Here is a 15,184-nt window from a genome sequence, read left to right on the forward strand (position 1 = left end):
CATGAAATATCAACGCAGATTCCAGGCCGGTCTGACCTTGGTGGAGTTGCTGGTTGCAATGGCCATCAGCCTGATGATCATGGCAGCCGCGATCTATGTCTATATCGCTTCGAGTGACTCCCAGCGTGTGCTGGATCGCACCACGGCAAGCAACGAGACGGGGGCGTTTGCCATGCAGATGCTGGGGCGTGCCATCATGAATGCCGGGTTCTATCCGGCACCGGCCCCCTCCATTCCGGCTGTGCTCTTGAAGAACGACACAGAGCAACAGTACGACATCACACAAGTGGGGATGTATGACACCTATCCACCGATTGCTTCCACCAAGCGTAGAACCATCGATTGGGCCAACCCTGCCACTGGATGGCCCCCTGTGGCGTTTCAGACCGGTATCTACGGGTGCGATTCCGCAAAACTGAAGGTTTCTGACAGCACCTGTGACAAGCCGGAAGATGGCAAGCCCGACACTTTGGTCATCAATTATTTCACCAGCGATGCCATGGGGGGAGTGACCGGTTCCCGCTTTGACTGCACAGGAACCGATGTGGGCAAGGATCCCAGCAATGCGGAGCGCAACAAGAGCGCCACGGGTGGAGCCCTTGTCGATGGCAGCCCGCCCTGGCTGCCGCTGTTCGGCTCCAATAGATACACGCTCCAGGACAGCAAGGCTTATGTAGGACGTGCGCAAAAGGACACCAAAAGTCTGGTGTGCAGTGGAAACGGAAAAAGTCCCCATGGTTCGTCTGATAGCGATGCCTACCAGTCGCTGCTGTCAGGGATGGAGGATGTCCAATTCACTTATGGCGTTTATTCAACGGAATCGACCTTGACTCCTGATAACTTCTATACAGCTACCCAAGTCAATGCCTTAGGATTGACGCCGATCAATGGTCAGCAGCTGACGGGCTGGCAGCGTGTGGTTTCTGTCAGAGCATGCATATTGACTAAGACCCTTCAAGGAAATACCAGGCTTGGAGACAAGAAAGGCAGTGAGAAGACGTATGTGGATTGCCAGGGTGTAACGAAGCAGCAACCTCCTGGTGAAACATATACCCGGCTCGTCCAGGTGTTCGGCGTGCGCAATGGCTTGAAGCAAAGCTACTAGGCCAGGAATATGTCTGTATCAAGAGCGATCAAGAAAAAGGGCCAGCGCGGAATGGCTCTGGTCATGGTTATGCTGGTGCTGGTTGCGATCACCAGCATCACGCTGTGGATGGTCAAGCAGTCGACTTTGTCTGAAGGCATGGCCCGCAATCAGATGGACCAGGAGGCCGCGCGCCAGGCTGCCGAATCTGCGCTGAGGGACGCGGAGCGTGACATCATGGCGCCGACCGTGGCCACGCGAACCAACGCTTCATGCTCGCGCAATACCGATGAAATCAATCCCAATGATTTTTCAGTGAATTGCAGGGCGGGGCTGTGCGTCAAGGAAGATGCCAGCTATGGCCTGACCGATTGGACGAATGCTTCTGCGGGCAACGCCTCCGTGGCTGAACCCTGGTGGCCTACCGGCAAGGGAGGCCTGTGGAATGACGATCCGGATTCCAAGCCCGGACGTGCGCCTGTGAGCAGCAACAACTGCACAAGCTTTACAGGTGGTGTACCGCTGGGAACCTACACCGGCGTGGCTCCAATCGCGGGCATTGCCCAGCAACCCGAGTACCTGATCGAGGTCTTCAAGCGCAAGCATGTCCGAATGAACATCGACGAAACCCGTGTGACCTCCTCAGGGCAGAACGCAAACCAGTGGTCCTATATGTACAGGGTCACTGCACGGGGCTTTGGATATTCCCAGCGGACCCAGGTGGTGCTGCAGACAATTTATTTTCCTTGATAAAGGCCGAGGAACAAATGAATAGAAAAAAATCATTTCTGCTCTCCTTGGGAGGGATGTGCGCTGTCTTTGCCTATGTAGGTATTGGTGCCACGCCAGTGGACGTTTCCGCGCCACGCGAGGGAGTGCCTCCCAATATTGTCACCACAGCCAACAAGCCAATGGTGATGTTGACTGCCTCAAAGGATCACACTCTGTTTGGTCCGGTATATACAGACTTTGAGGATCTGGATGGTGATGGTGTTATCGATACCACATTCAACTCTTCTTTCAAGTACTACGGGTATTTTGATGCCACCAAATGCTATGCCTATGAAAGTGGTGTTTTCAACCCCAAGGTGCTTGCCAATAAGACCAATGTAACGAATAATTCCGTCACATCCATAAAATACACTTGTCCTTCGAGTCAGTCCTACTGGAGCGGGAACTTTCTCAACTGGGCCACAATGACCCGGCTGGATACGGTGCGCAAGATGCTGTATGGCGGGTACCGCAGTGAAGACAAGGATGGTTCAACCATTCTCATGGGCTCCAGACTTGTCCAGGATGCACACTCCTTTGTCAAATATTACAAGGGTGCGGATATCCGGGACTTTACGCCCTTCAGCACTGCAGATCTGACAAAGTCAACCGGTGCCAATCCTAAGGTGTATGCAGGCCTGAGCATGTGTGTTACCGGCAGCAGCGAGGACCCCAAGGCCTCTCAGCCTGTCATGCGCATGGTCAAGGGTAATGTCCGGTTCTGGTCCACTGTGGAAATCAAGCTTTGCCGCTGGAGTGATTCTCCTGATAATTACAACTCCGGTACTTTCGGTCCAAAACTCGCACGATTCTATGGCGATGCGGACAAAGGTAACGGTGGCGTCAAACATGAAGAAAAGATACCCTCGCGAGTCAATGATGGTGCCACCTATTCCGGCATAGGACCAGACCTGAATGTCAATGTCAAGGTCTGCGATCCAAGTCTGCTGGGTGACGAGCGTTGTCAGGCATTTCCCGCAGACTCGACCAAGAATTATAAGCCGTATGGGCTTTTGCAGGAATTCGGCTATCCCAGCAGCAGCAGTTCAGCTGCTCGCGTGGAGTTTGGCCTGATCACGGGCAGTTATGACAATAATCATACAGCCGGTGCACTGCGAAAGAATATCCGCGACCTGGATGATGAGATAAATCGCAGTACTGGTGTTTTCTGCCATAGCGCCAATGCGGGCTGTGCTGCCAAAGTGGATACCCGGGATACAGGCAAAGGTGCCATCAAGACCTTTGACTCCATCATTTTGTATGGTCGCAATGGAACTTCCTATGGGAGTGGCAAGAATCCCAGCGGATCCCCCGACGGGGATTTGCCGGCCTGGGGCAACCCCATAGGGGAAATGGTGGTTCAGGCGCTGCAATACTATGCGTACAACGGCTCCACGCCCTCGCCGACCAATCCTAGCAGTACCTCGAATGATAGCAATGCAGGCCTTCCTGTCGTGAAATGGGAAGATACGCTTGCCAATACCGATGCCAGAGCTAAGTACGGCAATGCCATCTGCCGACCGCTCAATATTCTCGCCTTCTCGTCGAATGCGCTGAGCTTCGATGGCCAAGCAGATACCCCCTTCACCACGTTGTCGAATCGCAGTGGAAGCCTGGACTCCTATGTCAACAACATCGGCACGGCAGAAGGGCTTGCGGGCTCGCTTCGCTCGGTGGGCTCGGTCTCGGGCAAGGGCCTGACTTCCAACGATGACAAGAACTCCTGCTCTGCCAAGACCATCGGCCAGCTGTCCAACGTCAATGGCATTTGCCCCGAGGCGCCGGCCATGGGCGGGACCTATCAGGTCGCTGGTGCCGCCCTCTACGGAAACACCAGCAAGATCCGCACTGTGAGCAACCCGCCCTCCGACCTGGCGAAAGTGGAAAATGCGCTGAAAGTGCGCACCATGGCAGCATCGCTGACTGGTGGCTCCCCGCGTATCGACGTACCCATCCCCGGAAGCAATCCCAGGAAGTATGTTTACATCACCCCCGAAAGCGTGCAGAACAATGGCGCCGTCAGTGCGCCGCTGACCTTCGCCTCCATCAACTCCGGAGAGACGTATGGCTCGTTCATCGTGACCTGGAACGATATCTTGATGGGCGGCGACTACGACATGGACATCACGGGTTTCCTGCGGTATGACCTTGTCAAGAATTCCAAGTCTCCCTCTGGCTGGGATATCTCGATCACTACCGATATTCCTGGCGTCTGCGGGGGCGCTGCGGGCACCCATGGTTTCAGCGTGATCGGCGTCCAGAACAATGGAACCTCGGCCAATGGCCGCTACCTGACACACCAGCACAACAGCGGCAACGCCCTGTCCAACATGCCGGCGACCTCCGAGTACCTGTGCGGCGACCCCACCTACCGTGCCACCAAGTTCGGTACCAATGAAACCTATGCGACCACCGTCTGCAACGTAACGGGCGACGGCTCGGTCACATTCACGGACAAGACCAAGATCACTCTGCCGTCCTACTGCACGGTTAAGGACAGGGACTTCCTGGTCACCAAGACCTTCAATATGGTGGGCGAGGCGGACGCGCTGGTGAAGGACCCGCTGTGGTACGCAGCGAAGTACGGATATTTCAACTCCAGCGAAAAACTCTCTGACGGTACTTTCCGTGCCCTGAGCATGCCCCCGAACCAGGCCAGTTGGGATAGTGTCGGCAGTGATGGCACTGCTGGCTCCGACGGCGTGCCTGATGGCTACTTTCTTGCGCGCAGGCCTGAGTTGCTGGAGTCGCAATTGCGCCGTGTGCTTGAAGCCGTGGCCAAGGATTCAAATGCTGCTCCAGCAGTCTCGTCCATGCAGTTTTCAGCTGGCACATTCAAATATGTGGCCAAATTCGATAGTGCGACTTCTTCCGGAGCCCTGGAGGCCTATAAAGTCGATGCTGATGGTAACGTCAGCACGGTGTACTCATGGGAGGCGGGTCAATTGTTGACAACTGCCGCGGCCGGGGACCGTCGCAAGATCATCACCAACAGTGCAGGCGTGGGGATACCGTTCCGGTGGAATTCACTGCCCGCGGCTTACAAGGAGCAGATGACAACAGCCTCCGTCAACAGGCTGTCGACGGACAATGCGCAGGTTGCACTCAACTATGTTCGGGGCGACCAGTCGCAGGAAGGTGCCACGGCCCTGCGTCAGCGCGGATCCACCCTCCTGGGACCCATCATCAATGGATCGCCCTGGATCCAGGACCGGCCCAAGGCCTTTGTTGTGGACGACGCACAGCGAAGCTACTTGAATTACTACAACGCGAATAGTGGGCGGCCCAAAGTGCTGTGGGTTGCGGCCAATGACGGCATGCTGCATGCATTCAATGCAGATACGGGTGTCGAATTACTGGCCTACGTGCCTGGCGCACTGGCCAATCGCTTGGCCGAGTTGCCGTTGCAGCGGGGTACGAGCAGCCGTACCAAGCTCAATAATGCCAATTTCACGTTGGGATCTTCGGAGACCTTGCCTTCTGGTACCGCATGGCCCTATGTCGACGGCAATCCGTTCACGGCCGACGTGCAGGTCGGCTCCGGCTCGGAACGCACCTGGAAGACCTACGCCTTCTCTGCCTTAGGGCGTGGTGGACGTGCCGTATTCGCTCTGGATATCACGACCACGGATCCGTCGACTTTCTCCGAATCCGGTGCCGCGAATATCTTCAAGTGGCAGTTCACTTCCGATGATGATGCGGATCTGGGCTACATCACGGGCGACATCAACATGCATACCGCCTCCAATCAGCCGACCCCTGTGGTGAAACTCAACAACGGCAAGTACGCGCTGCTGCTTGGCAACGGCAACAAGTCCACCAGTGGTAAGGCCGCACTGTTCATCCTGTACATGGATGGCCCCACGGCAGGCAGTTGGACCGGTCAGTACAAGAAATTCGTCGTGGATGAAGGCACTGGAAATGGCCTGTCCATGCCTCAGTGGGAAGATCTGGATGGCAACGGTACTGCTGACGTTGCGTATGCCGGTGATCTCAAGGGCAATATGTGGAAGTTCGATATCTCGAATCCCGACGCTACCAAATGGAGCACTGCCTACAAGCTCTTCCGGGCCGTGCAGACCACAGTGACCGGCAACACCACCACAATCACACCGCTGCCGATCACCACGGCGCCGCGGACCATGTACATGGGCCGGGGGGGCATCATGGTGATGTTCGGCACTGGCAATGCATTCGAGACGGGAGACTTCCCAGCGACGGGCGTGACGCAGAAAGTGTACGGCCTCTGGGACCGGGGCAGTGCGATTGCGGATGACAGTGCGCTGGTGACGAGAATCTATACGCGAGACAGTAATGGCAACGTCTATCTGGCATCCGGCGCCCAGCTGGACTGGAGCAAGCACAAGGGCTGGGTCATGACCTTGCCGGGGTCCGCGGAAGCCGTGCTGTCCGATCCCTCGCTCGATGCTGGCGTCATGACCATGGTGGGAGTGAGACCCAAGTCTGGTACCAACCAATGCTCGGACACACCGAATGCAACCATGTACACCATTGATCCGATCTCGGGTCGTGCCGAGCGCAACGTGCAAGGCACCATGGTGGTCAGCTCCAACAAGATCAACATTGCGGGGCGCGAGATTGGCGACCAGAAGATCAAGGTGGTGAATGACCGTTCGAAAAAACCGTTCACCAGGGATTGCAAGGCTGGTGACCCCAACTGCACGTGTACGGGTGATGACTGCAAGAAACCTCCGACCTGCGGTCCAGGCCAGGGCGCCAAGCGGGCCATCGGGCGCAATGCGGATGCCATCATGTGCTACAGCCTGTCTCCGCGCATGCAATGGCGTGACGTTCCTGGGCTGAGGACCAACCAATGAAAAAGCGGCTTATTCCCCGGCAGGGTGGCTTCACCCTTATAGAGATGATGGTCGTGGTGGCCGTCATCGGTATCCTGGCCTCCATTGCCTACCCCTCCTACCGGGAATTCGTGGCCAAGGCCAAGCGCGCGGATGTGGCGGCGATGCTGTCCTCCGCGCAGCAGTGGATGGAGCGCTTCTACTCGGAAAACTTCCGCTATGACAAGAGCAGTGCTGGTGTTGCCGTCACGGATAGCACGCAGTTTCCGAAGTATTTTTCGGTATCACCTATGCCAGGGCAGGGCAGCGCGGTCTATGACGTCACCGTCGTGGTCACGGATGGGACGCGCGATGTGTACTCCCTCAAGGCGGTGCGCAAGGCTGGCAGCTCCATGGCCGGAGACCGCTGCGGCGACTACTACCTGGACCAATATGGCCGCAAGGAACTGAAGAACTTCAGCTCCAAGCACTTTGCGACCAAGCAGGATGCGCTGAACTACTGCTGGAAGTAGGCGAGGCTTTTGGGGGGACAATCCGGGCCATCCTGTACTGCCTGGAAAGAGATTGACTTTGTCCTCCCCTTGGATGGCGCAAGCCCTGGAACTTGCCACGCAAGCCCTGTTCATAACCTCACCCAATCCCCGGGTAGGCTGCGTCATTGTCGACTCCCGGGGGCAGCTGCTGGGCCAAGGTTCCACCCAGCGCGCGGGAGGTCCGCATGCCGAAATCATGGCCATGCGTGATGCCCAGTCCCGGGGGCACTCCGTGCGAGGTGCCACTGCCTATGTGACCCTGGAGCCCTGCGCGCACCATGGCCGCACGGGGCCGTGCTGCGATGCGCTGGTCGAGGCAGGCATCGGCAAGGTGGTGGCATCGCTGGCGGATCCCAATCCCCGCGTGGGCGGACAGGGCTTTGAGAGGCTGCGCGCCGCAGGTGTCGAGGTTGAGATTGGTGATGGCGCAGATCAGGCGTGGGAACTGAATCTGGGATTTTTTAGCCGCATGCTTCGGGGTAGGCCTTGGGTGCGCGCCAAAGTGGCAGCTTCTCTGGATGGCATCACTGCATTGAGCAATGGGCAGAGTCAGTGGATCACCTCTGCCGAAGCCCGACATGATGGCCATGCTTGGCGCGCTCGCTCCTGTGCCATTCTCACGGGCATAGGAACGGTGCTTGCCGATAATCCTCGCCTGGATGTCAGGGAGGTCGAAACGTTTCGGCAGCCTACCCTCATCGTGGCGGATAGCCAGCTTCAGACACCTCCGGATGCAGCCCTGTTTGCGGCGCAACGCAAGGTGGTCATCTACACAGCAGTCAGTGATCTGACGTCAGACCGTGCGCTTGCGCTAGTGGAGCGTGGGGCGCAGTTGCTGTGTATGCCTGATGGGCAGGGGCGTGTGGATGTTCGGGCCATGATCCACGATCTGGCGAGGCTGGAAGTGAATGAACTGCACGTCGAGGCGGGTCATCGACTCAACGCAGCGCTCGTCGAGGCAGGGCTGGTGGATGAGTGGTTGGCCTATCTGGCCCCCAAGCTTCTGTGGGGCGGGGCTGGTTGGGCCGATGTGCCCTCTTTGAGCAGGCTCGCTGATGCGCAGGCCATGTCATTCCAGTCGGTCGCAAGCGTGGGCAACGACTTGCGGGTGATTCTTCGGAAGGTAGGAGCGGATCGGCTTGGTGTGGACGGCACCACCTGAGGCATCGCACGCGGTCGCAGCTACCGTCCCCAGCACTCCACAGCCGTGGTATTCACTCCCAGGCCGCGCGCATCACGCTCGCCCGTATGGGTCAGTGTGAAATCGCCGCATCGGTCGTTGAGCTGGGAGCCACGGCGCGTGGCGATAAGGGTGTAAGTGTCGTCGTCGTGGCCGCTGGTTGCCAAAAAGTCGATGGTGTAGCGCTTGCTGGAGTCGCGGGTCCAGGTCAGATCGACGGGGAGCGTGGTGGGGTAGACCCCGTTGGCCGTGGCTGCGCGCTCCAGCCATTGCTGGGCCTGCAGCAGGCCGGCGCGGGCATCGGCACGGTGGACTCCGCGGATGTATTCGTTGTAGCTGGGCACGGCGACGGTGCCGAGGATGACTATGACGGCCACGACGATCATGAGTTCTATGAGTGTGAAGCCCGGGGATGGAGGGCGGCGCATTGTGCGGCTCATTTCATTTGGCGCCAGCTGGGGCGCAGGGATTGCTCGGGCATGCGGGCGAGGACGTTGCGGCGGCCATCGGCGTCGTAGCCAATGGCGTGATGGCCTTTGTTGAGCAATGTCTGGGCTCCCCCGGAGACGGTTGCGCGCGAGGCTTCCTGATCGGCCGTGTCGTAGACGCCGTCGCCGTTGCTGTCCATCAATGGAACACTGGGCCGCTTGCCATCCATGATGTTCATGAGCGTCAGAAATTGGCTTTCCTCGCTCACATTGCAGGCGTCAGCGGGACGGTTTATGGCTTCACCAGGACGCTTGGAGGATCTTGCGGGTATCTGGCTGTAGATCGCGAGGAGGTTGCTGCCGTCGTAGAAGCTCATCGGCTTGAGCAGGCGCTCGCCTGACAGGGGAAGGTCCATGTACCAGCCTTTGTGCCGCGTCCAGTCGAGGTCGGTGGTGGAGTCCACTCGCCAGGTGCCACGGCCTACGATCCCTTGCGTCTGAGGGTTCACCGAGCGTTTGGCCAGCTCACCGATGCCGGATACAGGGGCTGGACGCTGCCCTGCAGGCAGCTTGCACTCAGAGTCCGAGTCACCCGTGCAAGGCTGTACCCGGCCGTCCGCGAGCAGCTTGTAGCGGGTGTTGTCGAGGATGGAATAGATGCTCTGCACCGCTGTGTTGCCAGTGTCCTGCTGGGTGATGTTGCGTCCTGTGCCGAATGCCACCAGCATGCCGCCCACAGTCACGCGTTCATCGCTTCCCGAGGGTTCTGTGGTGACGCTGTACCGGTCATTGGCGCGTACGGACGCAGGGGCGGTAATGGGCTGGCGCAGTGCTCGAGAGGCCGCTGGCGAACTGCCACCCATGGCGGTGTACAGCGGCCGGCCGTTGAAGGCCATGCCCCAAGCGGAGGATGCATCGCTGGCGATGATGAATTTCCACAGATTGCCCTGGAGGTCGCCCGCATAGACCACATCGGGCCGGCCATCGCCATTGATGTCCACGAGGCGTGGTGCGGAGAGCCCATTGCTGGTGGTCTCTGGTGTGGTGCCGGTGGGGATGTCGCCTGTGGCCACGATGCGCAGCAGCTCCTGGTTGCCATCGAGGTACTGGATCAGCAGCACGGGCCGCTGGTTGATGCTGTGGTAGCCGTTGCCTGTCACCAGAGCCCAGCGGTTGTTGTTCAACTGCGTGATCTGGGTGCTGCGTTGCGGGTTGGCGTCGTCCCGTACGGGCGCGGCAAGGATATGGCCCAGGTCCTTGTCTTCCTGGCAAGTGGTGCGCTGCCAGAGGTCGGCGGAGATGGCGCAGTCACCGGGATCGCTGTTGCGGGTCTGGGTGCGGTCCAGCAGGACCAGCGTGCCGGCGCCGTGCTCGTTGAAAGCCTGTGGGTGCGTGATGTCCAGCACAAAGTAGCCTTTGGCACCGGCGCCCGGCATGCCTGCCAGCACGGTGCGCCACTGTGGGGATGCATGGCTGCCTGAGTTGATGTCGCCGCTCATGGCAGAGCCATCCACGAAGTAGCGATGCCGGGTGTCGTAATCGAGATCGGAAAGGCGTGCCAGCCCCGAAATCACGCCACGGGGGATATAGGCGATCTTCTCGCTGCCGTCAGTGGCAGAAAAGCCGTGCAGCATGCCGTCGTTGCCGCCCACGTAAATCATGGGCTGGCGCTTCTGCTGGGCGAGCGCATAGGCCGCGTAGCCCGGCAAAGGCGAGTTGTCCACGGGGTGGCCGGTGTGCCAGATCTGGGAGTTGACGATATCGCCCTGGCGCGAGCCGCGTTGGCGAAAAGGGTGGGCCAGGTCAGGGCGCGGCGGTTGTCCCGCAGCTTCCATGCGGCGGTCGCCACGTATGAAGTTGAACCTGTGCTTGCCCAGTTTGTCTGCCCAGCCTTCGGCATCGACGCCGAAAGACGCCTTCTGGGGGCGGTCCAGCTCATGCCATTGGAAAGACACGCCCCTTTGCAGTCTGTCACTCCAGGTCAGGATCAGGCGCTCATTGAGTACCTGTTGATCACTGAGTGCATCCAGGTGGTCGGCCGTGCTTTTGCCTTGCCAGCCGGCTGCTGCGGTGATGCTCCCGTCGGCTTGGACCGTTTCTGCGTTGATCCAGCCGCTCCAGGCGGCTTTGGCACTGTAGCGGGCCGTGAATATGTCCACGCCTGCCTGTGCAATCACGCTGCCGTTGGAGGTGGCGGAGCTGCGGCGGCCCTTGGCATTGGCTGGCTGGCCTGTCGGGCAGTCTTTAATGGGCGTGGCAAATTCTTTGTCTTCTCTCTGCGCCGGGGAAACTGGCGTGCCTGCCTCAGAGAAACGTTGGGCCTGGCTGTTTTGCGCGGCCAGGAGTGCGGCTATCACAGCTGGCAGCAGCAGGGGGCGGAGCCCAGGGTGGAAGAGATAAGGCATGTCAGACGTTCTGAATCAGTCGCGGCGCTTCTGGCGGACATAGGTCTGTTGCAGCACCACCTGGGTGCCGTTCTTGCGGCCGTGAGCGATGGCTGTGATGCGATAGATCACCTGCGGCTGCATGTATAGGGCCAGACGTGGAGAGTCGTTGGCGATGAGACCTGAGTTCCCTGCGTTGGCGTCATAGGGCAGGATCTCTATCCAGTACCAACCCCCCTTTCCTGTCTCACGGCTTGCCAGGATGGGATTGCTCTTGCCTTCAGAAATGGCGCCCGTGAACTGGCCGTAGCGTGCGGCTACATCGGTGGCGGTCATCTGGCTCAGCGTGATCCCTTTGGTCTCGTCCACGTTGTTCCAGAAGTCCTGAGGCCCTGTGCGCTTGGTGCACAGGGCGTCTCGGCAGCTTGTGGGGGTGGCTCGGTTCAGGTTGGCCAGCAGCAGACCTACCTGCTGGGTTTCCTGGGGAAACTGGGTGATGGTTGCAGCGTTGCGGCAGACGGATGGCTGGCTGCTGTTGGCGATGCAGGCGGCGCCGTTGGCCTGTTCGCCTCGAATGTCCAGTTCGGCATCCTGCAGCAATGCCTGTGCAGCTTCGAGGGCGCGTTGGTAGTCGGCATCGTTGCCCACGAACATTTCGTTGAACAGTGCGCTGCGCGATGCCCAAAGTGCCAGCAGCATGGAGAGCATGACCAGGGTGATCACGATGAACAGTGCGACGCCTTTCTGGCGCTGCGCGGCACAGGTGTGGGCATGCCGCATGCCTGCTGCTTTGGCGGTCATCCAGCCATCCCCTGGCTGCGCAACTGATACACGCTGCGAAAGACCATGTGCAGGCGCCGGGTCCTGGGCGCCGGCAGCGTGGTCATGTCGATGGATTCGGCTGTGCCGTCACTGCTTGCGCAATCGGTGTAGCGGCTGTCGGCGGGCATGTTGATGACTTCGATCCCGAAAAGCACCAGACAGACCTCGGCGGCAACGACGCGTGACCAGTCCTGGCCCACGGCGGCTGCGTTGACGTACTGCAGGCGTGCATCACCTTTCGGCGACTGGATCAGATAGCGCACCTGGAAGTTGGCGACGTTCTGGGCCAGTGGCTGGGCTCCCGCAGAGGGTGCTCCGGTGCAGCGCAGGGTGTTTTTGCGGGCGTCCAGCGCAAAGCGGCTCAGGATCAGGTTTTGGCTGTTGGTCTGGCCCAGGCAATTGCGCTGCAGTGAAGTTTCGATGGCCGAGCCGTGCAGCGGTTGCGTGTAGTTGCTGTAGCCCACGGTGAGCTTGTATTGAGCGCGGCCTGGCGCATCAAGGCCCAGGATGGTGTCGTGCGCAGGGTCGAAATCTTGTGCGCTCGCCTCGAATGCAACGGGGTCCGCCACGTCAACGGTGTCTGTTCCCTTTTTTGCAGATGAGAGAAGCAGCCGAAGAGACCCCGCCTGCCGGATCTGCCGGCCCATGACGCGGAAGATGTGGGATGCCTGCTGCTGCAGCTGGCTGGCATCGCTGACGGTGCCGGAGACGGCGCGTGATGCCATGAGTGCGCCCAGGGCCACTGCGATGATCAACATTCCCAGGAGAAGGCCCACCAGCAGTTCGACCAGGCTCAGGCCGCGTTGACCAGGCTGCACCAGGGTTGCGGCGGCGATGCGGGTGTGCTTCATGGGCTTGCGCAGAAGAACTGGACTGCGTTGTTGGCAAGATATGGCGCGCAACGAGCGCTGAGCGCTATGTACTGCAGGTGGCAGGTTCTGCCGGTGGGGCAGGCCATGGCTTCGTCGCCGTGTGTGCCATCGCTATGGAGTCCAATGGGTTTTTTGTAGCCGGCTTTGCTGGATTTCTCGTTTTCACGCCAGCTGATCACGATGCCCAGGTGGCGTCCGTTGCTGGTGTCGTCTGTTGCAGGGAAGACCTTGGCGGCTCCGCCTGGCAGCAGTTGGTGAACGGAAGCCTTCCACAGCGCGAGGTTGTAGCTGGCCAGCGTTTCCGGGTCGCATGGGGTGGCGCTGCAGTCGGCGGTGGATTCGGGGGTGTGATCCCAATCGGATTCGTAATTGCCCATCTGCCCGAGGGAGTTCGGATTGGCATGGGTGCGCTCGCTGAAGTCTTCGATCAGCCGGATGGCCTGAGCGCGGCGCACGCCGCTTTGGGTGTCGGCCAGGGTGCGCATCTGCAGGCTCAGGATTCCCAGAACACCCAGGGCCGTGACGACGGTGGCAACCAGGGTTTCGATCAGGGTGAAGCCTTTGGCGTGCCGAGCGTGGGTACTTGTCAGGCGCATGGAATGCCCTCCCGGCCGACCACCCGGATACGTCCGCCGGACGAAACGCAGACGCCTTTCGCTCCAGCAGAGACGAGGCCGGCGGAAGACGGGGCGACGGCGAAGCCCATGGCAGTGAATCCACCCATTTGTCCCCACCGGTTCACACTGATGATGGCGGCGGATCTGGAGCGGATGACAAGGGTGCGAGCGGGAGTGTCGAAGCGCTGCAGTTCTTCCCGGGGATCCCAGCGCTTATTGCCATTGCGGTCAACGAACACCACCCAGCCGCAGCCCCAGTCCGCGTGACGTGCAGCCAGAGTGCAGCCGTTGGTGCCTTGGGGTAGCTTCTGGATGAAGACGCCGCCCCCGCGCCGGACTGCTTCGGAGCGCGCGTATTGCAGCGTCGACTGCAGGCCCTCCACGGTCTGGCGAACGCGCCATCGCTCGATGACAAGGTTGAAGCTGGGTGCTGCCAGCGTTGTGAGCACGGCGAGGATGGCGACGACTACCATCAGCTCGATGGCCGTGAAGCCTTTTGCGCCCGGGTGGGCCTGAGGCCAGGTCGATGACATGTCTTGAATCCCTCCCCGTCGATCTGCTTGCGAAGCGCTGGTTGTTTTTGCTCGCTGCTCAATCTATTGGGGTTCTCCGTACATGTCTTTCAGACAAATCTGTTTCTGTCCTCAACAATTAGGAGTCATGCCGTTGGTGCAGGGTCATCCGGCATGACGATGCGTCAGAAAATCCAATGGTGACAAGGTGTTGCAGGCTTTGCCGCTATCGGACTCCGGGGTAGGACTGTTTTTTGTTGAGGGAACGCTCAGCGCTGCTGTCTGCCGGGTGGCGGCCGGGTATATCCGGCGCATGCCCCGGCGTTGTGCCGGCCCTGGCATTCGCGGTACAGCCGCTTGTCGCGTTGTTCGGGTGATTCCTCGGAACTGCTGCGCTGGGTTGGAACACGGACCCGCTGTCCGCCTTTTTTGCGCTTGGCGACTTGCGCAGCCGATGTATCGGAGCGGTGAGGGCTCGCCTGGGCCGGCAGGGCCAGGCATAGGGCCGCGACCAGGCAGAGCAGGGCGCATTGCTGCCGATGTGCGCGCCAGGTTGCAGCAGTGAATGAAAAACGCGTTGCCATGGTGTTGCCCTCCCGTGATCTATGAATGTCTGCAGGCTTCGCGGCATTCTGGGCGGGCTGTCGGCCGGCGCGGTGTGGGGCCACAAAGCATGTGTGGATGCTGGACAGGGCTCGCTTGTTATAATCCCAGGGTTTTGCATGGTGCAAGACGCACGTCGGGGCCTTTCCAGTCCCGGCGCAAGTAACCAAGGCTGCCTCCCTGCTTTTGTCTGTGAGGGGCCAATTTCAAAGGAAAAAAAATGATCGCATCTTCCGTGAAGGCTGAAGTCGTCAAGTCCAACGCACGCTCTGCCAACGATACTGGCAGCCCAGAAGTGCAAGTGGCCCTGCTGACCGCACGCATCAACGAGCTGACCCCTCACTTCAAGCAACACGCCAAGGACCACCACGGTCGTCGCGGCCTGCTGCGCATGGTGAGCCGTCGTCGCAAGCTGCTGGACTACCTCAAGTCCAAGGACGCTGATCGCTACACCGCACTGATCGCCAAGCTGGGCCTGCGCAAGTAAGCACGGTGGGAGATCAAAACGCCTGAGTTAGCCTGTCTAGCTCAGGCGTTTTTTACTTCGGAGAATGCAAGACA

General features: G+C 59.7%; 12 protein-coding genes. 6 read left to right on the forward strand and 6 right to left on the reverse strand.

What is annotated here, in order from left to right; genetic code table 11:
• Position 1 precedes the first annotated feature (1 nt).
• The 5 genes from LGR64_RS04255 to ribD all read left to right on the forward strand — a co-directional run bounded on the left by LGR64_RS04255 (position 2) and on the right by ribD (position 8,367).
• Positions 2-1,105, forward strand: a complete 1,104-nt coding sequence (locus LGR64_RS04255; protein ID WP_141834214.1) for a PilW family protein — start codon at positions 2-4, stop codon at positions 1,103-1,105.
• A 9-nt stretch (positions 1,106-1,114) separates the two neighbouring features.
• Entirely contained in the window at positions 1,115-1,834 is a 720-nt protein-coding gene (locus tag LGR64_RS04260) for a pilus assembly PilX family protein (protein ID WP_141834217.1), read from the forward strand.
• A 17-nt stretch (positions 1,835-1,851) separates the two neighbouring features.
• A complete protein-coding gene (locus LGR64_RS04265) occupies positions 1,852-6,693 on the forward strand; it encodes a pilus assembly protein (protein ID WP_141834220.1) in 4,842 nt (1,613 codons plus the stop codon).
• Positions 6,690-7,184 carry a type IV pilin protein gene (locus tag LGR64_RS04275; protein ID WP_141834223.1) on the forward strand — a complete coding sequence of 165 codons (495 nt, stop codon included), beginning with the start codon at positions 6,690-6,692 and terminating at the stop codon, positions 7,182-7,184. Before LGR64_RS04265 ends, LGR64_RS04275 begins: the two co-directional genes overlap by 4 nt.
• Positions 7,185-7,257: 73 nt before the next feature.
• Positions 7,258-8,367, forward strand: a complete 1,110-nt coding sequence (gene ribD / locus LGR64_RS04280; protein WP_141834226.1) for a bifunctional diaminohydroxyphosphoribosylaminopyrimidine deaminase/5-amino-6-(5-phosphoribosylamino)uracil reductase RibD — start codon at positions 7,258-7,260, stop codon at positions 8,365-8,367.
• Positions 8,368-8,387: 20 nt separating this feature from the next.
• On the opposite strand, the gene LGR64_RS04285 is transcribed toward ribD, so the two are convergent.
• From LGR64_RS04285 to LGR64_RS04310, 6 genes are read right to left on the reverse strand one after another with little or no spacing between them, the layout of a single operon-like run.
• On the reverse strand, positions 8,388-8,813 hold the full coding sequence (locus tag LGR64_RS04285; RefSeq protein WP_141834229.1) for a type IV pilin protein: 426 nt from the start codon (positions 8,811-8,813) through the stop codon (positions 8,388-8,390).
• 8 nt (positions 8,814-8,821) lie between these two features.
• Positions 8,822-11,218 (reverse strand): pilus assembly protein, encoded by a 2,397-nt coding sequence (locus LGR64_RS04290; RefSeq protein ID WP_198820756.1) that lies wholly within the window; start codon positions 11,216-11,218, stop codon positions 8,822-8,824.
• Positions 11,219-11,233: 15 nt separating this feature from the next.
• A complete protein-coding gene (locus tag LGR64_RS04295; RefSeq protein ID WP_141834235.1) occupies positions 11,234-11,998 on the reverse strand; it encodes a pilus assembly PilX family protein in 765 nt (254 codons plus the stop codon).
• Positions 11,995-12,870 (reverse strand): PilW family protein, encoded by an 876-nt coding sequence (locus LGR64_RS04300; protein WP_141834238.1) that lies wholly within the window; start codon positions 12,868-12,870, stop codon positions 11,995-11,997. Before LGR64_RS04300 ends, LGR64_RS04295 begins: the two co-directional genes overlap by 4 nt.
• Positions 12,867-13,487: a type IV pilus modification protein PilV gene (gene pilV / locus LGR64_RS04305; protein ID WP_141834241.1), complete on the reverse strand. Its 621-nt coding sequence runs from the start codon at positions 13,485-13,487 to the stop codon at positions 12,867-12,869. Before pilV ends, LGR64_RS04300 begins: the two co-directional genes overlap by 4 nt.
• Positions 13,478-14,041 (reverse strand): GspH/FimT family pseudopilin, encoded by a 564-nt coding sequence (locus LGR64_RS04310; protein WP_141834244.1) that lies wholly within the window; start codon positions 14,039-14,041, stop codon positions 13,478-13,480. Before LGR64_RS04310 ends, pilV begins: the two co-directional genes overlap by 10 nt.
• Before the next feature lie 802 nt (positions 14,042-14,843).
• On the opposite strand from LGR64_RS04310, the gene rpsO reads away from it, so the two are divergent.
• On the forward strand, positions 14,844-15,110 hold the full coding sequence (rpsO, locus tag LGR64_RS04320) for a 30S ribosomal protein S15 (protein ID WP_012206984.1): 267 nt from the start codon (positions 14,844-14,846) through the stop codon (positions 15,108-15,110).
• Positions 15,111-15,184 lie beyond the last annotated feature (74 nt).

The sequence above is a fragment of the Delftia sp. Lp-1 genome, assembly GCF_020523835.1.
Classification (GTDB): domain Bacteria; phylum Pseudomonadota; class Gammaproteobacteria; order Burkholderiales; family Burkholderiaceae_C; genus Comamonas; species Comamonas acidovorans.

Bases quoted from the DNA above. Each gene is read 5' to 3' on its own strand.
- LGR64_RS04260 (WP_141834217.1), top strand. From the start codon at position 1,115: ATGTCTGTATCAAGAGCGATCAAGAAAAAGGGCCAGCGCGGAATGGCT.
- LGR64_RS04310 (WP_141834244.1), bottom strand. From the start codon at position 14,041: ATGTCATCGACCTGGCCTCAGGCCCACCCGGGCGCAAAAGGCTTCACG.
- LGR64_RS04290 (WP_198820756.1), bottom strand. From the start codon at position 11,218: ATGCCTTATCTCTTCCACCCTGGGCTCCGCCCCCTGCTGCTGCCAGCT.
- LGR64_RS04275 (WP_141834223.1), top strand. From the start codon at position 6,690: ATGAAAAAGCGGCTTATTCCCCGGCAGGGTGGCTTCACCCTTATAGAG.
- LGR64_RS04265 (WP_141834220.1), top strand. From the start codon at position 1,852: ATGAATAGAAAAAAATCATTTCTGCTCTCCTTGGGAGGGATGTGCGCT.
- rpsO (WP_012206984.1), top strand. From the start codon at position 14,844: ATGATCGCATCTTCCGTGAAGGCTGAAGTCGTCAAGTCCAACGCACGC.
- pilV (WP_141834241.1), bottom strand. From the start codon at position 13,487: ATGCGCCTGACAAGTACCCACGCTCGGCACGCCAAAGGCTTCACCCTG.
- LGR64_RS04255 (WP_141834214.1), top strand. From the start codon at position 2: ATGAAATATCAACGCAGATTCCAGGCCGGTCTGACCTTGGTGGAGTTG.
- LGR64_RS04300 (WP_141834238.1), bottom strand. From the start codon at position 12,870: ATGAAGCACACCCGCATCGCCGCCGCAACCCTGGTGCAGCCTGGTCAA.
- LGR64_RS04295 (WP_141834235.1), bottom strand. From the start codon at position 11,998: ATGACCGCCAAAGCAGCAGGCATGCGGCATGCCCACACCTGTGCCGCG.
- ribD (WP_141834226.1), top strand. From the start codon at position 7,258: ATGGCGCAAGCCCTGGAACTTGCCACGCAAGCCCTGTTCATAACCTCA.
- LGR64_RS04285 (WP_141834229.1), bottom strand. From the start codon at position 8,813: ATGCGCCGCCCTCCATCCCCGGGCTTCACACTCATAGAACTCATGATC.